This window comes from Actinoplanes sp. NPDC089786, assembly GCF_040684855.1.
Classification (GTDB): domain Bacteria; phylum Actinomycetota; class Actinomycetes; order Mycobacteriales; family Micromonosporaceae; genus Actinoplanes.
In genome coordinates, this window is the sequence record NZ_JBFBGU010000033.1 from 1 (window position 1) to 17600 (window position 17600).

General features: G+C 71.7%; 16 protein-coding genes and 7 tRNA genes. 7 read left to right on the forward strand and 16 right to left on the reverse strand.

Annotated elements, in window-relative coordinates; translation table 11 throughout:
- Positions 1-53 precede the first annotated feature (53 nt).
- On the forward strand, positions 54-968 hold the full coding sequence (locus tag AB0O15_RS43800) for a sulfotransferase domain-containing protein (RefSeq protein WP_364332655.1): 915 nt from the start codon (positions 54-56) through the stop codon (positions 966-968).
- An 18-nt stretch (positions 969-986) separates the two neighbouring features.
- Here AB0O15_RS43800 and AB0O15_RS43805 read toward each other — a convergent pair whose 3' ends face one another.
- The 11 genes from AB0O15_RS43805 to AB0O15_RS43855 form a co-directional block, all read right to left on the reverse strand.
- The gene (locus tag AB0O15_RS43805; RefSeq protein ID WP_364332658.1) at positions 987-1535 is read right to left on the reverse strand and encodes a YciI family protein; all 549 of its coding nucleotides are present in this window, start codon (positions 1533-1535) and stop codon (positions 987-989) included.
- A gap of 13 nt (positions 1536-1548) precedes the next feature.
- Complete coding sequence (locus AB0O15_RS43810) at positions 1549-2367, reverse strand: SDR family oxidoreductase (RefSeq protein ID WP_364332661.1); 819 nt, start codon at positions 2365-2367, stop codon at positions 1549-1551.
- A gap of 71 nt (positions 2368-2438) precedes the next feature.
- Positions 2439-2509: transfer RNA gene (locus AB0O15_RS43815), tRNA-Cys, on the reverse strand.
- A gap of 1 nt (position 2510) precedes the next feature.
- Positions 2511-2583 (reverse strand) — tRNA-Arg (locus AB0O15_RS43820).
- A gap of 307 nt (positions 2584-2890) precedes the next feature.
- Positions 2891-3448 carry a GrpB family protein gene (locus AB0O15_RS43825; RefSeq protein ID WP_364332663.1) on the reverse strand — a complete coding sequence of 186 codons (558 nt, stop codon included), beginning with the start codon at positions 3446-3448 and terminating at the stop codon, positions 2891-2893.
- A gap of 234 nt (positions 3449-3682) precedes the next feature.
- Positions 3683-3754 (reverse strand) — tRNA-Val (locus AB0O15_RS43830).
- Positions 3755-3765: 11 nt separating this feature from the next.
- Positions 3766-3850: transfer RNA gene (locus AB0O15_RS43835), tRNA-Ser, on the reverse strand.
- 143 nt (positions 3851-3993) lie between these two features.
- Positions 3994-4067 (reverse strand) — tRNA-Pro (locus AB0O15_RS43840).
- 3 nt (positions 4068-4070) lie between these two features.
- Positions 4071-4144: transfer RNA gene (locus AB0O15_RS43845), tRNA-Met, on the reverse strand.
- Positions 4145-4191: 47 nt separating this feature from the next.
- A complete protein-coding gene (locus AB0O15_RS43850) occupies positions 4192-4635 on the reverse strand; it encodes an HNH endonuclease (protein WP_364332665.1) in 444 nt (147 codons plus the stop codon).
- 87 nt (positions 4636-4722) lie between these two features.
- A tRNA-Gly gene (locus tag AB0O15_RS43855) sits at positions 4723-4795 on the reverse strand.
- A 240-nt stretch (positions 4796-5035) separates the two neighbouring features.
- Here AB0O15_RS43855 and AB0O15_RS43860 point away from each other — a divergent pair.
- On the forward strand, positions 5036-7105 hold the full coding sequence (locus tag AB0O15_RS43860) for a prolyl oligopeptidase family serine peptidase (RefSeq protein ID WP_364332668.1): 2070 nt from the start codon (positions 5036-5038) through the stop codon (positions 7103-7105).
- A 59-nt stretch (positions 7106-7164) separates the two neighbouring features.
- On the opposite strand, the gene AB0O15_RS43865 is transcribed toward AB0O15_RS43860, so the two are convergent.
- The 3 genes from AB0O15_RS43865 to AB0O15_RS43875 form a co-directional block, all read right to left on the reverse strand.
- Complete coding sequence (locus tag AB0O15_RS43865; protein WP_364332671.1) at positions 7165-8016, reverse strand: glycosyltransferase; 852 nt, start codon at positions 8014-8016, stop codon at positions 7165-7167.
- 37 nt (positions 8017-8053) lie between these two features.
- On the reverse strand, positions 8054-9595 hold the full coding sequence (locus tag AB0O15_RS43870) for a hypothetical protein (protein ID WP_364332674.1): 1542 nt from the start codon (positions 9593-9595) through the stop codon (positions 8054-8056).
- 79 nt (positions 9596-9674) lie between these two features.
- The gene (locus AB0O15_RS43875) at positions 9675-10211 is read right to left on the reverse strand and encodes an NAD(P)H-dependent oxidoreductase (protein WP_364332677.1); all 537 of its coding nucleotides are present in this window, start codon (positions 10209-10211) and stop codon (positions 9675-9677) included.
- Between AB0O15_RS43875 and AB0O15_RS43880 the strand changes: the two genes are divergently transcribed.
- Genes AB0O15_RS43880 through AB0O15_RS43900 form a run of 5 tightly spaced genes read left to right on the forward strand, consistent with a single transcriptional unit; the run spans position 10210 to position 15445 of the window.
- Positions 10210-11253 carry an ABC transporter substrate-binding protein gene (locus AB0O15_RS43880; protein WP_364332680.1) on the forward strand — a complete coding sequence of 348 codons (1044 nt, stop codon included), beginning with the start codon at positions 10210-10212 and terminating at the stop codon, positions 11251-11253. The genes AB0O15_RS43875 and AB0O15_RS43880 overlap by 2 nt on opposite strands.
- A 4-nt stretch (positions 11254-11257) precedes the next feature.
- A complete protein-coding gene (locus AB0O15_RS43885) occupies positions 11258-12097 on the forward strand; it encodes an ABC transporter permease (protein ID WP_364332683.1) in 840 nt (279 codons plus the stop codon).
- Positions 12073-12762, forward strand: coding sequence for an ABC transporter ATP-binding protein (locus AB0O15_RS43890; RefSeq protein ID WP_364332686.1), 690 nt, complete (start codon positions 12073-12075; stop codon positions 12760-12762). The genes AB0O15_RS43885 and AB0O15_RS43890 overlap by 25 nt, the downstream gene beginning before the upstream one ends.
- The gene (locus AB0O15_RS43895; RefSeq protein ID WP_364332689.1) at positions 12759-14093 is read left to right on the forward strand and encodes an LLM class flavin-dependent oxidoreductase; all 1335 of its coding nucleotides are present in this window, start codon (positions 12759-12761) and stop codon (positions 14091-14093) included. Before AB0O15_RS43890 ends, AB0O15_RS43895 begins: the two co-directional genes overlap by 4 nt.
- A complete protein-coding gene (locus tag AB0O15_RS43900; protein ID WP_364332692.1) occupies positions 14081-15445 on the forward strand; it encodes an aminotransferase class V-fold PLP-dependent enzyme in 1365 nt (454 codons plus the stop codon). Before AB0O15_RS43895 ends, AB0O15_RS43900 begins: the two co-directional genes overlap by 13 nt.
- Here the strand turns inward: AB0O15_RS43900 and AB0O15_RS43905 are convergent.
- Positions 15433-15972, reverse strand: coding sequence for a hypothetical protein (locus AB0O15_RS43905; protein WP_364332695.1), 540 nt, complete (start codon positions 15970-15972; stop codon positions 15433-15435). The genes AB0O15_RS43900 and AB0O15_RS43905 overlap by 13 nt on opposite strands.
- Positions 15969-17588 (reverse strand): serine/threonine-protein kinase, encoded by a 1620-nt coding sequence (locus tag AB0O15_RS43910; protein WP_364332698.1) that lies wholly within the window; start codon positions 17586-17588, stop codon positions 15969-15971. Before AB0O15_RS43910 ends, AB0O15_RS43905 begins: the two co-directional genes overlap by 4 nt.
- Between the last annotated feature and the right edge of the window lie 12 nt (positions 17589-17600).

A 17600-nucleotide genomic window follows, 5' to 3' on the forward strand; every position in this document is an offset into this window, starting at 1 on the left:
GGACTCCCGCTCCCGCCTGACCCGCAACCACCACCCGACCGTCACGGTCCACGATGCCGCATACCCACACCCAAATCAGGCACCTATCCAGTTACATCAACCGTACCGTCACCTTCGCCAAGCAGAACGCGCCCGAGTCATGGCGCATCGCAGCCCGCCGGGCCCAGCTGGAGGCCCACAACATCCGGTTGAGGCTGGCCGTGCCGGTCAGCGCGCGGTCGGAATTCGCGAACGTCTACCACTGCGCGATCCGCAAGACCGCCAGCCAATGGATAACCGCATTGTTCGGCGATCCGATCCTCTATCAATATTCGGGACTGCTGCCGTACGTTCCGCGCTACTACAAGTGGGAACACCCCGAGCCGCCACCGCAAGGCCGGGTCGCGCTGTCGATGTTCCTGTCGCACAGGAAGTTCGAGACCATTCCCAAACCGGAGCGCTGGCGCGCGTTCTATGTTTATCGCGATCCGCGGGACATGGTCGTATCGAGCTATTTCTCGACCTTGAAGACACACGGCCCGATGGGCGACATCCCAGAACTCCGGCGGCAGCTGGCCGACAAGCCGGTGAAGGACGGCCTGCTCCACCTGATCGGCCACCTCAACAAGCAGGGCGCGTTCCGGGCGCTGCGCTCGTGGGTGACCGCGGCCGAGGACGAGCGCATCGCGCTGTTCCGCTACGAAGACCTGACCGGCGACCGGCAGGCCGACGAGCTCGACCGCCTGCTGCGGCACTGCGGCATCACGGTCCCGCCCGACGACCTGGCCACGCTGCGCCAGCGTTACAGCTTCTCCCGGATGCGCGGCAACCAGACGGTCTCGCACTACCGCAGGGGCTCGGCCGGCGACTGGCAGAACCACTTCGACGATGACCTGCACCAGGCCTTCACCACCGCGACCGGCAACCTCATCGACCTGCTCGGCTACCCGGCGAAACACCAGGTCCCGGCCCCGCGCCAGGGCACCTGACGCGCGCGTCCACAGGCGTCAGCGGCGCCCGCCGAACTGCCAGTTGTGCACCTCGATCCCGGCGTACCGGCCGGGGGTCAGGATCGCGCGCGCCGCAGCCGGGCCGGGCGCCTGGATCAGCGCCGCGGTGCCCAGCCAGGCGGCGCCGTCGTCCGAGAGCAGCGGACCGTACGCGATCAGCCGCTCCTCGCCGGGTGGCACGGCCAGGTCGGCGGCCTCGCCCGCGCCCAGGCCCAGCACCAGGTAGCGGTGGCCGCCGGCCGGGCCGCCCGGGAACTCCCACATGGTTCGCCCGAGGGTGTTACGCCAGCGCCGGAGCAGCACGTCGCGGTAGACGCCGGCCTGATAGTTGGGCTCGTCGAACGCGAACGCCCGGGCCGCCGCGGGGCCGGGCAGGTCGACGATGTGCAGGCTGCCGGTGGCCGTGTCGAGATCGTCGGCGAGGGCCGGCCCGCGGGCGATCAGCTCCGACGCGTACCGGTCCATGTAGGACCAGTGATCCTCGACCAGCTCGTCGCGCAACGCCCCTGAGCCGGGCCGGTCACGGTGGAAGCACAGGAATTCCATGCCCCATTGTTGATCACACGGGGGCCGTCGCGCCGTCCCGGGCCTGGTCGAAGGCGGCCAGCCGCGCCTTCAGAGCGGGTTCGATGAAGCTGAACGCGGCCGGGCCGACCGGGACGCGCAGCGGTGGCTCCGGCAGGTCGGCGACGCGGCGCACGGTGTCGGCGAACAGGCTCGGCGGGCTCACGATGTCGCTCTCGGTCAGCCCGCGCACCGCGTCGAGCATGCCGCCGACCAGCGGCTGGTAGGCCGTGATCGGGTTGCGGGGCAGGCGCAGGTTCGATCCGTACGCGGTGGCGAACCCGCCGAGCTGGAGGATGGTCACCTTCACCCCGAACTGGCCGGCCTCGGCCGCCAGCGCCTCGGCGAGTCCCTCCAGCGCGAACTTGCTCGCCGTGTAGGCGGACAGGCCGGGGAACGCCACCGTTCCGGACACCGACGACGAGAAGATCGCATGGCCGCCGCCCTGGGCGCGCCACACCGGCAGCGCGTGCCGCAGCAGCCGCCACGGCCCGTACACGTTGGTGTCGAACTGCTCGGCCAGCTGGTCGTCGCCGACTTCCTCGACCGCGCCGAACTGACCGTAGCCGGCGTTGTTGACCAGGACGTCCAACCCGCCGAGGCGGTCCGTGGCGAGCGCCACGGCCTCCGCACACTGCGCGTCGTCCCGGACATCGAGCGAGGCGGTGAGCAGCCCGAGGTCGGTCAGCGCGGCCAGACTCGCGGCGTCGCGCGCGGTCGCGAGGACCTGTTCACCCTCCGCGGCCAGGCGTTCGGCCAGGGCCCGGCCCAGACCCGACGAGCAGCCAGTGATGAGCCAACGACGCTGTGCCATGTCGGGAAGCCTGTCGGATTGGACGGCAAATGTCACGTCCTGTCCCCTCGGCGGGTGACGGGGCGTGGTCGAAACCGCAGCCGGATTCGAACCGGCGTACACCGTGTTGCAGACGGTTCCCTGGCCACTCGGGCATGCGGTCGTGCCCCCGGCTGGAATCGAACCAGCGACCTCGGCGTTCGGAACGCCGCGCTCTTTCCCCTGAGCTACGAGGGCGGGGTGACCGAAGTTCGTGTTCGCACGGGCGAGCGCCGGGATGGTCGACGGGACCATCCGGGACGACTTCTTGGAGCTGCGCGACAAGGCCGATATATACCAGCTGACCGGCAGCGTGGTGGAGCGTCCGCTGGACGAGGTCAACACGCCCCGCGGCCGCACTGACATCCAGCTCCGTATCCCGCCGACCGACGCGGAGGTCGACACACGCTGTTCCGCGGATGGCGAGACGAGATGGCCACGCCAGACCCGCAGTCTCCACTGGTGCGCAAGCCGCTCAGAAGCATGCGTTCGGTGGAGGATGGGTTCAGCTGTCTGACCGGCTCGCCTTCTCCCACACTGGCACCGACGGCAGGCCGAGCTCGGCCCGTGCCCGGTCGGTCAGCTCCTGGATAAGATCAGTCTTGGCCTTCGCGTAATCGCCGGGATGGATGCTGGCGGCGGCGAGCGTCTTCTTCAGCCGGGCGTAGCGCTCAACGTCTCGCGGGTGATCGCGGAGGTAGTCGCGCAGCAGCCGCTGGTTGCGAGTCGCCCAGGTGTCGAGCGTGACCACGTGAAGGATGTGGGTGCGTCGTTCTTCTGCACTGCGCACAAAGAGCAGTCTGTCCGCCATTCCGTTGAAGTGCCGGCAGTACCCAAGATCCGCCAGCTCGTTTTCATGCTCCTCAACGAGGTCCAGCCTGTCGACGGCTGCCATGAGGTCGATGGTGGGTTTGGCCGCGAGGCCCGGCACAGCGGTGGACCCGATGTGCTCGATCTCAGGCGTAGTCCCATGCAGCACAGACCGGAGCTCAATGATGGCGATCGCCGCGAGGTCTACCCAAGCGGGATCGTAGTCAACTACTTCTATGGCCGGTCTAGTCACGGCGACATCGTCTCAGCCCTCACCGGGCTTGACCAACTGTCACCTATGCCGACGCACGGACCTGCCGCAGATAAGTGCGCGGCTCGCCTCCGGCGCTGTCTCCGTGTGAGCGGCGCTGATCCGCTGACAGGTGCATTTCTCCCGACGAACGTCAGAATCTGGGCCTGGCCAGAGGCGTTGAGCATCCCGAAGTTCACGCCGACGAGCCTTCAGTTTTCGTGAACTTCGGCAGGGTGCCCGCACCAGGGTTCGAACCTGGGACCTTCCCCGTGTGAAGGGGACGCTCTTCCACTGAGCCATACGGGCCGGACAACGAGCGGAGACGGGGCGAGTCGAACGCCCACGGGAGTTACCCCCGACCGCTTTCGAGGCGGTGGCCGGCGCCCATCGGCTGGCGTCTCCGAGCAAACCAAGATCCGACGGCGATGGGTACGCCGGACGGAATGGTGATCACCGGCGGGGCCCGGCGTGAGCGCGGGGAGACCTCCTCGCGCCCGGTTCCGGGTTGTCCCGGTGGGTCGCGCCTGGGTGCACGACCGACTGCGTCGGGACGGCCGGATTCGAACCGGCGACCCCCGGTCCCCCAGACCGGTGCGCTACCAAGCTGCGCCACGTCCCGCAGTATCGCCGGGTGGGTTCGAACCACCGACCTCCGCTGTATGAAAGCGGCGCTCTCACCGACTGAGCTACGGCGACACGGACGGCCGGCGGGGGTGGCGAAGTCCCCCCGCCGGCCGATCCCTTCAGCGCGGCGGCAGCGTGTCCCAGGTCGGGACCGCGGGTACGGTCCGTAGGGGCATACGCGCCTCGACCGGCGTACGGTCGCCCTTGCGCTGGTTGCAGCCGCCACAGGCGGCCACGGTGTTGAGCCAGGTGTTGCCGCCACCGCGCGAGCGCGGCAGCACGTGGTCGATGGTGGTCGCGAGCCGCCCGCAGTAGGCGCACCGCCCGCGGTCCCGGGCCAGCACACCGCCCCGGGACCAGGCCGGCCCCCGGCTGTGCCGCCAGCGCGTCACCACATAGCTGACCAGCCGGACCACGGTCGGTACGGGCCAGACGCCGATCACCCGGTCGGGCCGGGCCTCGTGGACCTCGGCGACCTCCCGGACGAGCATGCGGACGGCGTGCCGCAGACTGACCCGGTGCAGCGGGCCGAGGTCGGCGTTGAGGACAAGCACGTCGCTCACCCGCTTCTCCCTTCGTGAAATGCTGAAACGTCCGTGGAATGCGGAACCGTCCGCGGAATGCTGAAACGTCGTGGATCGTGAACAAGGAGCGGCTGACCGGGATCGAACCGGCGACCTCCACCATGGCGAGGTGGCGCTCTCCCAGCTGAGCTACAGCCGCAGATGACTAACCACTGTGGACTTGTCAACGAACAAAAAAGAACCGCCGTTCCGGGTTCGGAAGCGGCGGCCGACCAGCGGGCTGTGCCGGGCTAGTCAAGCCACCGATGGGAACAACCGCGCCGCGGCGAGGTGGTGGGTACGGGCCACATCATCGGAGGTTCTCCTTGGTCGTTGCCGTGTTTGGTGATCTCCACGGTAGGAGCCACGGGCGGCCACGGCAACGGATTAACGTGACGCCATGACCTTTCCCGATCTCGTCGCCGAGACGCAGGGCTTTTCGCTGGGCCGCGCCCGCCACGTCCGGATCGCCCCGGACGGTTCGCGGGTCCTGTTCCTGCGGTCGAAGGGCGGCACGGACCGCGTACACCATCTGTGGTCCTATGACGTCGCCACCAGGACCGAAACGCTGCTGGTGGACGCGGCCGCGCTGGACGCCGGGCCGGGCGCCCCGATGTCCGAGCAGGAACGGGCGCGACGGGAGCGGATGCGGGACCGGTCGGCCGGCATCGGTTCCTTCGGTACGGACGCCGGCGTACACACCGCGGTCTTCGCCCTGAACGGCAGCCTGTTCGCCGCCGACGTGGCGACCGGCGAGGTCACCGCCCTGGACGCCGAGGAGCCGGCCGCCGAGGCCCGGATCGACCCGACCGGCCGGACGATCGCCTACGTCTGCGACGGCGCCCTGCACGTGATCGGCCGCGACGGAGCCGGCCGGCGCGTGCTGGCCGGGGACGAGAGCCCGGAGGTGACCTGGGGCCTGCCGGAACACGAGGCGGCCGAGTCGATGGGCCGGTACGAGGGCTACTGGTGGGCGCCGGACGGCACCCGGCTGCTGGCCGCCCGGGTGGACAACGAGCCGGTGCAGATCTGGCACATCGCCGACCCGGCCCACCCGGAGAAGCCCGCGGTGGCCCTGCGCTACCCGGCCGCCGGCACCCCGAACGCCGACGTCACCCTGCACATCCTCGGCCTGGACGGCGGCCGCGTGGAGGTCGAGTGGGATCGGGCCGAATTCGAGTACGTGACCCGCGCCGGGTGGGACGAGCACGGCCCGCTGATCGCGGTGCAGAACCGGCGGCAGACCGTGATGCGGGTGCTGGAGGTCGAGCCGAAGTCCGGCGCGACCGAAAGGACGGCCGAGAACACCGATCCGCACTGGACCACGATCGTCGACGGTGTGCCGGCGCGGACCGGATCGGGACAGCTCGTCTGGAGCGTGGACGACGGCGACACCCGGCGGCTGACCGTCGGCGGCGAACCGGTCACGCCGCCCGGCCTCCAACTGGATGAGGTGCTGTCCGCCGACGGTGACACCGTGCTGTTCGCGGGCCGGGAGGAGCCGACCGAGCGCCAGCTGTGGACCTGGTCGCGGGCCGGAGGCCTGGTCCGGCTCACCACCACGCCGGGCGTGCACAGCGGCCGTCGCACCGAGCGGGTGACCGTGATCGAGACGGCCGACCTCGACGGGGCCCGAGTGACCGTCGACGGGCACGAGCTGCGGAGCGTCGCCGCCGAGCCGCCGATCCGGCCCCGGCCACAGATCGTCACGCTGGGTGAGCGTGAACTGCGGGCGGCCGTGCTCTTCCCGACCGGGCACGAGCCGGGTTCGGTGCGGCTCCCGGTGCTGATGGACCCGTACGGCGGGTCGGCCGGCCAGAAGGCCGAGGTGGCCCGCAATCGCTACTGGGCCTCGCAGTGGTTCGCCGACCAGGGCTTCGCGGTGGTCGTGGCCGACGGCCGGGGCACACCGGGCCGGGGCCCGCGCTGGGAACGGGCCCGCGGCGGGGACCACGCCGCCACGCGCCTGACCGACCAGGTCGACGCCCTGCACGCGGCGGCCGAACGGTTCGGCGACCTCGACCTGACCAAGGTCGCCATCCGCGGCTGGTCGGCCGGCGGTTACCTGGCCGCGCTGGCGGTGCTGCGCCGCCCCGATGTGTTCCACGCGGCCGTGGCCGGCGCCCCGGTCACCGACCTGTTGCTCTACAGCTCGCACTGGCAGGAGCGCACGCTGGGCCTGCCGGACGAGAACCCGGAGGCGTACGCGCGGGGCTCGCTGATCGCCGATGCCCCGAACCTGCGCCGCCCGCTGCTGCTGGTCCACGGCATGGTCGACGACAACGTGCTCCCGGTGCACTCGATGAAGCTGTCCGCGGCCCTGCTCGCGGCCGGGCGCCCGCACGCCGTCCTGCCGCTGTCCGGCGCCTCCCACATGGGCGCCGTGGCCAAGAACCTGTGGCGGTTCGAGCTGGATTTCCTCCGTACGTCGCTCGGGCTCAGCGCCCCGGCGGACCGGCCGACCGGATAGGTATGCCCTGCTGGCCGCCGCGCTGCGGGTCGAGGTCGACGCCGCGCCGCTGGACACGATCAGGCGGGTGTCCGGGCCAGATCGAGGCGGGTCAGGCCGGCTTCCACGTGGGCGGGCAGCCGCCGGCGGCCACGCAGCGCCCAGCCGAGGCGGGGCAGGGTCGCCAGGAGCGCGGCCGGGTCGGCGCGCCAGGCCGCCGTGACCGCCCGGCTGACCTCGGCCGGCGGGCGGCGCAACAGGGCCACCAGCAGCCGGTTCCGCGCCTCCAGCCGGCGGCGTGCCCGCGGATCCCGGCCCTGGGCCTGCGGCAGGTGGCGCACCTCGAGCCGGGGCGTGTAGCTCAGCTGCCAGCCGTGCGCCGCGAGGTCCATCGCCAGGAGGTCCTCCTCGCCGTAGATCAGCAGTTCGGGCGCGAAACCGCCGACCGCGAGGAACGCGTCGCGCCGCACCACCGCGGCGCACGCGAGAAAGCCGAGCACCGCGGGCCCGGGGGCGGAACGGGCGGCGCCCAGCGGCGCCGCGGCCATCGCCTCGGAGATCGCATCGGCCCGTTTCTCCGGCCCGACGACCACCCGGCCGGTGATCAACCCGGTCCGGGGGTGATCGCGCAGCACCGACGCGGCCTCCCGCAGCGAGCCGGGCGCCCAGTACGAGTCGTCGTCGGCGAAGGCCACGTACGGCGTGTCGGCCATCGCGGCCCCGGCGTTGCGGGCCGCCGCACCCCGGTTCGCGCCCAGCCGCATCACGGTGACGTGCGGGAACGTCTTCCGGATGGCCTCGACGCTGCCGTCGGTCGACCCGTTGTCGACCACGATCACCGGGGCAGCGTGCCGGGGCAGCGTCTCGAGCAGCCGCTGCCTGCGGTTCCGCGTGGCGACGACCACCGTGACCTCGTCGGTCTCCTGTTTCATGGCGCAGCGGGTACCCGCCTGGAGCCGTCGAAACCTGTCAGAACAGCGCCGGCTTGGTGCCCTTCTCCAGCTCGAAGTGCATGTAGTCGTGCACGGAACTGCAGCCGAGCCAGTTGAGGTTACCGGCGTCGGTGCCGGAGAGACCGGCCACGAGCAGCGGCTGGAGGCTCAGGAAGCCGTTCGCGGCGACCGAGCCGACGGTGCCCTCGGTGGCCGGTTTCGGCCGCTTTCCGGACGCCGGGTTGGCCGCCCGCCAGGCCTTGGACAGGCGCAGCAGCGACGCCACGGCCGTCTTGCGCGCGGGGGTCTCGGCCCCCGGACCGAAGGCGGCGGTGAGGACCGCGTCGGCGCCCGGCGCCTTCTTGCCCTCGCGGAGCAGGGCGCTCAGGGCCCCGGCGGCGGTGTCGTCGAGGCCGGTCAGCTTGTCGGCCGTGCGTACGCCATCGGCGATCTGCCGCACGCGGGCGGTGAACTTCGGCTCCTCGGTCATCGTCGCGACGTAGTCGGCGCTGGCCTGGTGGAGGGCCGCCGCGACCTTCTGCACGCCCGCGGCGTTCAGGCCGTCGTCCTCCTGCCGGCCCGGGTCGACGCCGGTCGCGTCCTTGACCGCGTCGAGCCCGCCCTTCTTGCCGATGTTGGGGTTCATCGACGCGTTGAGGTCGATGGCGAAGCCGAAGCTGTGCTCGCTGAGGGCGAGCGGGTTGTTCCGGTTGGGCCGGATCCAGAAGCCGCCTGGCTTGCCCATGCCGGTCTTCACCGCCTCGACGTCGACGCCGGGCTGCGCCTTGATCCAGGTGGTCGCGGCGTCGAGCGCGGCCTGCATGTCGGGGTGGACCAGGCTGCCCTTGACCCCGAGCAGCTCCGATCTCACCATCTTGTCGTAGAAGTCGTTGGCCCGGCCGATCGCCTTGTCCGGGCCGACCTCGAGCGCGCCGAAGGTGGCCAGGATGGTCCGCCGCACGTTGACCCAGCCGCCCTCGCAGTTGTTCCGGATCTGCTTGCTGACCGAGGCCTCCTCGGCCGCGGCGGCGGTGTCGTTGGCGATCGGCGCGTCCGGCGCGGTCACCGCCCCGGTGGTCTTGTCGGCCGCGCCCAGCTGGGGGATGAGCGCGTCGAGCAGGCCGTTGACCACCTCGAGGCGCTGCTTCTGGCTGAGCCGGGCGAGCAGCGCCACGGTGTCCTTCGAGTACAGCTCGGTGTAGAGGCCGGCCATCGGGTCGTCCGGCTTGTGCTTCGGGGCGGTCGCCCGGGGCTTCTTCCGGTTGACCTGGTTGGTAATGACGCCGAAGAGGCCGGCCGCGGCGGGCGTGCCGACGATGTCGTGGGCCGCCTTCGCGATGGCCGTGCCGAGGGTGCTGAGCTCGGCCGGCGTGACCGCGGCGGGGGCGGCCGCCTTGGCCTTGGCGAGCTGCACGACGGCCTGGTTGCCCACGGTGCGCTGGAGGTCGATGACGCGGTCGAGCGCGGACTTCTGGGCGCCGGGGATGAGTTCGGGCGGCACGGCCGTGGCGCGCCGCGGCCGATCGGCCTGGACGGGGGCCGGGCGACTGCCCGGTGCGGCCTGCGATCGCGCCTTCATCTCGTCATTGTCGCTGGTCGAGAGCGTGCCGGGAGGGCAGAGGTCGGTGCCCCTCCGGCCCCGCCCTACCTCCCCGAGATCAAGCGCCAGGGCTCGCTGCTGCCGCTGCTGCGCGAGCGGCGATAGCCGGGATGTCGCCCAGCTCGGCCTCGGTCGCGGTCACGGTCGGGCCGAGGGTCGCCCCGAGCTCGGTGAGCAGCGCGGTCAGGTGTCCGGCGGCGGCGTCGGCCTGCGGCTGGACGCCGGCCGTGAGCACCGGCACCGCGGTCTTGCCGGCCAGCGCGTTCGCCTGGAGGTTGTCGAGCAGCACCTTCAGGACGCCGGTGTACGAGCCCTTGTACGTCGGCGTGGCCACCACGAGCAGGCTCGCCTCCAGCAGCGCCTCGACGGCGGCGGCGGTGGCCTCGTCGCCCGGGGTGAGCAGGCCGGCGCCGATCTCGCCGGCGTCGATCACGGTGACCGGGGTCTCGGACAGGGCCTCGCCGACCGCGACGGCGAGCTTCAGCGTGCGCGAGCCGGGCCGCGGGTTCCCGGACACCACCAGGGTCGTCACATCGATCTCCTTGAACAACTCGTATAACCTATTAAGCCGGTAGGTGTTGTAGGTTACCAGCATGACCACACCGACCGTCCAGCGACGTACTCTGCTGCTTGGCCTTCTCGGGGCATCGACGCTCGGCCTGGCCGGCTGCGGCGAGGCCGCGGCCGGGGACGGACTGGCCGCCGCCGCGCCCCTGCCCAGCGCCGTCCCGCCGGGCACCAAGCTCGCCATCGCGATCCACCCGACGCAGGTGGCGCTGCAGGCCTCGGGCGAGATCGGCAAGCTGCCGTTCCAGGTGACCGACTGGCCCAATCTATCGGCCGGCCCCGACATCATCCAGGGCTTCCGGGCCCGCTCGATCGACCTCGCCTCCAACGCCGGCATCCCGCCCATCCAGGCCGCGGCGATCAACGTGGAGGCCCGGATCGTCGCGGTCCAGACCAAACAGAAACCCCTCTACACGTACGCCACCGCGCCCGGCGCCGCGATCAACGCCGTCACCGACCTGCGCGGCAAGAAGATCGGCTTCTCGCAGGGCCAGGCCCAGGGCGTCGTGGTGCTGCGCACGCTCAAGGAACAGGGCCTGACCCCCAAGGACGTGGAACTGGTCGCCCTGCCGAGCACGAAGTTCCTGGTCGCGCTGCAGAGCAAGCAGGTCGATGTGGCCCCGTTGAGCGAGCCAGTCCTGACCAAATACCTCAGCGAGTACGCCAAGGACGGCGCCAAGGGCATCCCGATGACCGCCGTCGACTACCTGACCATCCTCTGGGCGCCCGCCGAGGTGCTCGCCGACGCGGCCAAGGCGGCGGCGATCCGCTCGTTCATCCCGTTCTGGGCGCGGTCCGAGGTCTGGCAGTTCAAGAACCAGCCGGCCTGGATCGACGCCTACTACGTCAAGGACCAGAAGGTGACCGCCGACGACGGCAAACGCATCGAGGCGGTCCAGGACAAGCCGATCTTCCCGACCAGCTGGGACAAGGCGATCGCCTGGCAGAAGGAGTCGGCCGACCTGCTGGTCGAGGGCGGGTTCATCAAGCCGATCAAGGCCGCCGACCTGTTCGACCGCCGGTTCGAGAAGATCGCGGCCGAGTCCGTGCCGGCCGAGTACCGGGAGTGACGCCATGACCCTGACCACGTCGTCCCGTGCCGCCACCGCTCCCCCGGTGGCGGCCGGGCCCATCCGCCGCCGGCGGCTCGGCCCCGGCCGGCCCATCCCGTACGGCCGGGCCGCCGGCCCGCTGCTGCTGATCGTGATCTGGTCGATCGCCTCGGCGACCGGCCTGCTCGACCCCCGGATGCTCTCCGCGCCGTGGACCGTGTTCAGCACCGCCGCCGACCTGATCGTCTCCGGCGACCTCCAGCAGAACATCCTCGCGTCGCTGCAGCGCGCGGCGCTCGGCTTCGTCATCGGCGGCGCCGCCGGAACCGCGCTGGCGGTCGCGTCCGGGATCAGCCGGATCGGCGAGTCGATCATCGACGGGCCGGTCCAGATCAAGCGGGCCATCCCCACCATCGGCCTGGTCCCGCTGCTGATCCTCTGGCTCGGCATCGGCGAGACGTTCAAGGTGGTGACCATCGCGCTGGCCGCCGCGGTCTACATGTACGTGCAGGTGTACGCCGGGCTGACCGGCATCGACCACCGCTACGTCGAGCTCGCCGAGGTGCAGAACTACACCCGGTGGGAGTTCCTGCGGCACGTCGTGTTCCCCGGCGCGCTGCCCGGCTTCTTCGTCGGCCTGCGCCTGTCGGTGACGTTCTCCTGGCTGATCCTGATCACCGTGGAGCAGATCAACGCGCTCAGCGGCGTCGGCTACATGATGTCGCAGGCCCAGTTGTACGCGCAGACCGACGTCATCGTGGTCGGCCTGCTGGTCTACGGCGTCTTCGGGTTCGTGTCCGACACCCTGCTCCGGCTTCTGGAACGGAGGGTGCTCTCATGGCGCCGCACGCTGACCAGCTGACCTCGGCGGTCGAAATCCAAACCCTGACCCGCCGCTTCGGCGAGCACGTGGTGCTCGACCGGCTCGACCTGAGCATCGTCGACGGCGAGTTCGTGGCCCTGCTCGGGCGCAGCGGCTCGGGCAAGAGCACGCTGCTGCGGGCGCTGGCCGGGCTCGACTACGACGTGGAGGGCGACGGCGGGCTGCGCATCCCGTCGCGGGTGTCGGTCGTCTTCCAGGACTCGCGGCTGCTGCCCTGGCGCCGGGTGCTGGACAACGTCATCCTCGGCCATCGGGCGCCGGACGCGCGTACCCGCGGGATCGACGCCCTGGCCGAGGTCGGTCTCAGCGGGCGCGAACGCGCCTGGCCGAACCAGCTCTCCGGCGGCGAGCAGCAGCGGGTGGCGCTGGCCCGGTCGCTGGTCGGCGCGCCGCAACTGCTGCTGGCCGACGAGCCGTTCGGCGCGCTGGACGCGCTGACCCGGCTCAAGATGCACGGCCTGCTGCGCGACCTCTGCCGCCGGCACACGCCCACGGTCCTGCTGGTCACGCACGACGTCGACGAGGCGATCGCGCTGGCCGACCGGATCGTGGTGCTGGACGCCGGGCGGATCGCTCTGGACGTACGCCCGGCCGTTCCTGATGTTCGTGATCTTCTGCTTCGCGCCCTGGGAGTGACCGCATGAGCTCTTCGAGAAGAAAGCTTCACCTGAACGCCTTCCTGATGACCGTCGGGCACCACGAGGCGGCGTGGCGGCTGCCCGAGAGCGACCCGTTCGCGCACGTGGACGTCCGGCACTACGTGGAGCTGGCGCGGATCGCCGAGCGCGGCAAGCTCGACTCGCTGTTCCTGGCCGACAGCCCGGTGCTCTGGAACAGCATCGGCCGCCGTCCGGCCGGTGGCCTGGAGCCGACCGTGCTGCTGACCGCGCTGGCCGGCGCCACCGAGCACATCGGGCTGATCGCCACCGCCTCGACCACCTACAACGAGCCGTACAACCTGGCCCGCCGGTTCGCGTCGCTCGACCACATCAGCGGCGGCCGGGCCGGCTGGAACGTGGTCACCACGGCCGGGGTGGACGCGGCCCGCAACTTCAACCTGGACGAGCTGCCGTCGCACCGCGACCGGTACGAGCGGGCGGCCGAGTTCATCGACGTGGCCCGCAAGCTCTGGGACAGCTGGGAGGACGACGCGCCGCTGGGCGACAAGGACTCCGGCGTCTGGGGCGACGACACCAAGGTGCACCCGCCGTCGCACGTGGGCCGGTTCTTCAAGGTGGCCGGGGCGCTCAACGTGCCACGCTCGCCCCAGGGCCACCCGCTGCTGGTCCAGGCCGGGTCGTCGGCCGACGGCAAGGAGCTGGCCGCCCGGTACGCCGACGCGGTGTTCACCGCGCAGCAGACGCTCGAGGAGGCGCAGGCCTTCTACGCCGACCTCAAACGTTCCGTTTTAATGAATGGGCGCGACCCGGACACCGTGAAGATCCTGCCCGGCATCGTCCTGGCGATCGGCGCGACACCCGCGGAGGCGCTCGCGCTGGAGGAGGAGCTCGACCGGCTGATCAAACCCGAGTACGCGCTGCGTCAGCTCGCCCAGACGCTCCAGGTCGGCCCCGCCTCGTTGAGCCTGGACCGCGAGCTGCCCGCCGACCTGCCGGACGAGGAGCAGATCGAGGGCGCGAAGAGCCGCTACACGCTGATCGTCGAGCTGGCCCGGCGGGAACGGCTGACCGTGCGGCAGCTGATCGGGCGCCTCGGCGGCGGCCGCGGGCACCGGACCTTCGCCGGCACACCGGTGCAGGTCGCCGACGCGATCGAGCACTGGTTCGTGAACGGGGCGGCGGACGGCTTCAACATCATGGCGCCGGTGCTGCCCTCCGGACTCGAACGATTCGTCGAGGAGGTCGTGCCGATCCTCCAGGAGCGGGGACTCTTCCGGACCGAATACTCGGGAAACACGCTGCGCGAGCACTACGGCCTCGAGCGCCCTCGTATCGTGCCGGAGTGGACGCATTAGAGATCGCCTCGCAGCGCGCGCGTGAGTGGCTCGCGCAGCGCAACACGCGGCCCATCCCGCCCCGGGCCTCCTTCGACTCGTTGACGGCGGCCTTCGCCGATCTCCCCGCCGGACCGACCGACCCGGCCACGGTGCTCGACCTGCTGGCCGAGACCGCCGAGCCGGGCCTGATGGGCATGAACTCCGGCCGGTTCTACGGCTGGGTGATCGGCGGGGTGCACCCGGCCGCGCTCGGCGCCGACTGGCTGACCAGCGCCTGGGACCAGAACACGGCCCTGCGGGCGGTCACCCCGGCCACCGCCGCGCTGGAGGCGGTGGCCGGCGACTGGCTGCTCGACCTGCTCGGACTCCCGTCCCGGTCGGCGGTCGGCTTCGTGACCGGCGCGACCATGGCCAACTTCACCGGGCTGGCCGCCGGCCGCCACCAGGTGCTCGCCGACCGGGGCTGGGACCTGGCCGCGGACGGCCTGATCGGGGCGCCGCCGCTGCGCGTCCTGGTCGGCGCGGAACGGCACGACACGATCGACCTGGCCCTGCGCTACCTCGGGCTCGGGCGGCCGACCGCGGTCGCCGCCGACGAGCAGGGCCGGATCCGGGTCGACGCGCTCACCGAGGCGCTGGACCGGGCCGGCGACCGCCCGGTGATCGTCTGCCTGCAGGCCGGCAACCTGCACTCCGGCGCCTTCGACGACTTCGGGCCGGCCATCGAGCTGGCCCACTCGCGCGGCGCCTGGGTGCATGTGGACGGCGCGTTCGGCCTCTGGGCCGCCGCCTCACCGGCGCTGCGCCACCTGACCGCCGGGGTCGCCGCCGCCGACTCGCTGGCCACCGACGCGCACAAGACGCTCAACGTCCCGTACGACTGCGGCGTCGCGATCGTGACCCGCCCGGAGGCGCTGCGTACCGCCATGGGGGTCCGGGCCGCGTACATGATCAACGCGGCCGACGCGGCCGGCCCGCCCGACCCGGTCGAGGTCACCCCGGAGTTCTCCCGCCGCGCCCGCGGTGTGCCGGTGTGGGCGGTGCTGCGGTCGCTCGGCCGCGACGGCGTGGCCGAGCTGGTCGACGGTCTGGTGGCCAATGCTCGGGCGCTGGCCGAGGGCATCGGCGCCCTGCCCGGCGTCGAGATCCTCAACGATGTCGCGTTCACCCAGGTCTGCTTCGCGATGGCCGACGACGACGCCACCCACGCTCTTACCGACCAGTTGGTAACTTCGGGCACGGTGTGGATGTCGGGCTCCCGGTGGCGCGGCCGGGCCGTCACCCGCATCTCGGTGAGCAACTGGGCCACGAACGCCGACGACGTGGCCGCCTCGATCGAGACCGTCCGCGCCGCGGTTCAGGGCACGTAGACCAGGGCCGCCCGGACGATCTCGCCGTTGTCGGTGGTGATCGCGACCATCTCGCCCGGGTTCTCCTTGATCCAGTCGGCGAACGCCTTCTCCTTCATCGGGCAGGTGCCGCCGTCCTCCGGCTTCTTCAGGCAGACATCGCCGTTGTCGTCCTGCCAGGTGAAGTACTTCGGCTTCTCGGCCAGCGGCACGGTGACCTTGCTGCGGCTGTCCTCGGTGTCCCACTCCCGGTTGCAGTCCGGGGCGTCGGCCGCGCACACAGCGGTCTTGAAGTCGATCGGCTCGACCACCGCGGCCGAGTTGTCGGCGTCGAACGAGTACATCTTGACCACGGTCTTCGCGCTGCCCTGGGTGAGGTCGGCGAAGGCCGGGGCGGCCTTGCTGCTCGCCGGCGCGGCGCTCTTGGGCGGCGCGCTGCTCGGGGCCGCCGCGGACGGCGGTGGGCCGGCCGGCGCGCCGCCGGGTGTGGCGGTGCCACAACCGCCGGCCAGGGCGACGAGGGCGAGAGCGACCAGGGCACGCTTCACAGCGTCCGTACCTCCACGTTGGCGAAGGCGACCTTGAAGGGGTCGCCGCTATCGAGGTCGTCGTTGTACGGGCCCAGCTCGACCCGCCCGGCGGCCAGCAACGGCTCGTCGACCGGGAAGGTGAGCTTGACGATGCCGTCCACGTACACCGACGCCTGCTGACCGGTCACGGTGATCTCGATCCGGCGCGCGTGGCCCAGCTCGACCGCCGGGATCGCGGCCTTGACCTCGCCGGTGACCTCACCGCCGCTGTCCAGGCCGGCCCGCACCTCGGCCGGGCAGACCAGCACCTGGTACCCGTTGTCCTCGACCACCCGGAACCAGACGGCCGCGCAGGCGCCGCGACCGAGGATCGACACGTCCAGGGCCACCGACTGGTCCCCGGCGAAGGTGTCCGTCGGCCCGGGGCAGGCGAACCAGTTCGAGTCGCCGGTGCTTGCCTCGAGCCGGTCGTTCGCGAACTCGCACCGGCCGGCGGCCTGCCGGCTGGTCCGCCACTGCCCCGGCCGGTCGAGCCGGTCGAAGATCGACGGGCCTCGGATCACCCGGCTCCTGGCCGGTGTCGGCGACGGCGCCAGGACCGCGGTGTCGCTCCGCAGGGCGGCCGGCTCGGCGCCCAGCGCCTCGGAGATCTGCGGCGCGAAGGAATGCGCGGCGAGCAGGCCGCCGGCCACCAGGGCCAGCACCGCGGCGGCGGCCACCAGCGCGCGGCGGAGCTTGTTGACCGGCCGGGTGCGCCGGCGCGCCTCCTGGGCCACCCGCAGCAGCTCCGGGCGTACCACCTGGGTGGCCTCGCTCGGGTCGACGTCGAGCAGCAGGTCGAGCAGTTCGTGGGCGCTGGGCCGCTCGCGCGGGTCCTTGGCCAGGGTGCGGGCCACCACCGGCTGGAGCGAGGCGGGCAGCCCGGTCAGCTCCGGCGGCTGGGTCAGGATGCGCGCTGCGGTGGCGGCGGGCGAGTCGGCCTGGAACGGGGTGCGGCCGATGCCCGCGTACGTGACCACGGCGCCCCACGCGAACACGTCGGCGGCCGGGCCCACCGGCGTGCGGTGGTCGGTGTCGAAGCGCTCCGGGGCCATGTAGGCGACCGTGCCGACCATCTGGTCCGTACGCGTATGTTGGCTGGTCACCTCGAACGCCCGGGCGATACCGAAGTCGATCACCTTCGGCGTGCCCAGCGCGAACAGCACGTTGGCCGGCTTGAGGTCGCGGTGGATCACGCCGGCGGCGTGGATGGCGGCCAGCGCGGTGGCCACCCCGACGGCCACGCTGTGCAGGTTGCCGGCTGTGAGCGGGCCCTGGTCGGCGATCACCTTGGCCAGGCTGGGCCCGTCGACGTACTCGACCACCAGGTAGGGCGTCGGGTGGTCGGGGTCGGCGTCGAGCACCTCGGCCGTGCAGAAGTGTGGCACCTGCCGGGCCCGGTTCACCTCGCTGCGGAACCGGCCGCGGAACTCGGGGTCGGACGCGTACTCGGGCCGGATGACCTTGACCGCGACCAGCCGCCCGTCGGCGCCCTGACCGAGGTAGACGGCGCCCATGCCGCCCTGGCCGAGCCGGCCGAGCAGCCGGTAGCCGCCGAGCTCGGCCGGATCACCCGGGCGCAGCGGATCAGTCACCCGCAGGACGAT

Bases quoted from the DNA above. Each gene is read 5' to 3' on its own strand.
- AB0O15_RS43805 (WP_364332658.1), bottom strand. From the start codon at position 1,535: ATGGAATTCCTGTGCTTCCACCGTGACCGGCCCGGCTCAGGGGCGTTG.
- AB0O15_RS43870 (WP_364332674.1), bottom strand. From the start codon at position 9,595: ATGAAGGCGCGATCGCAGGCCGCACCGGGCAGTCGCCCGGCCCCCGTC.
- AB0O15_RS43895 (WP_364332689.1), top strand. From the start codon at position 12,759: ATGAGCTCTTCGAGAAGAAAGCTTCACCTGAACGCCTTCCTGATGACC.
- AB0O15_RS43880 (WP_364332680.1), top strand. From the start codon at position 10,210: ATGACCACACCGACCGTCCAGCGACGTACTCTGCTGCTTGGCCTTCTC.
- AB0O15_RS43890 (WP_364332686.1), top strand. From the start codon at position 12,073: ATGGCGCCGCACGCTGACCAGCTGACCTCGGCGGTCGAAATCCAAACC.
- AB0O15_RS43800 (WP_364332655.1), top strand. From the start codon at position 54: ATGCCGCATACCCACACCCAAATCAGGCACCTATCCAGTTACATCAAC.
- AB0O15_RS43885 (WP_364332683.1), top strand. From the start codon at position 11,258: ATGACCCTGACCACGTCGTCCCGTGCCGCCACCGCTCCCCCGGTGGCG.
- AB0O15_RS43865 (WP_364332671.1), bottom strand. From the start codon at position 8,016: ATGAAACAGGAGACCGACGAGGTCACGGTGGTCGTCGCCACGCGGAAC.
- AB0O15_RS43875 (WP_364332677.1), bottom strand. From the start codon at position 10,211: ATGCTGGTAACCTACAACACCTACCGGCTTAATAGGTTATACGAGTTG.
- AB0O15_RS43810 (WP_364332661.1), bottom strand. From the start codon at position 2,367: ATGGCACAGCGTCGTTGGCTCATCACTGGCTGCTCGTCGGGTCTGGGC.
- AB0O15_RS43860 (WP_364332668.1), top strand. From the start codon at position 5,036: ATGACCTTTCCCGATCTCGTCGCCGAGACGCAGGGCTTTTCGCTGGGC.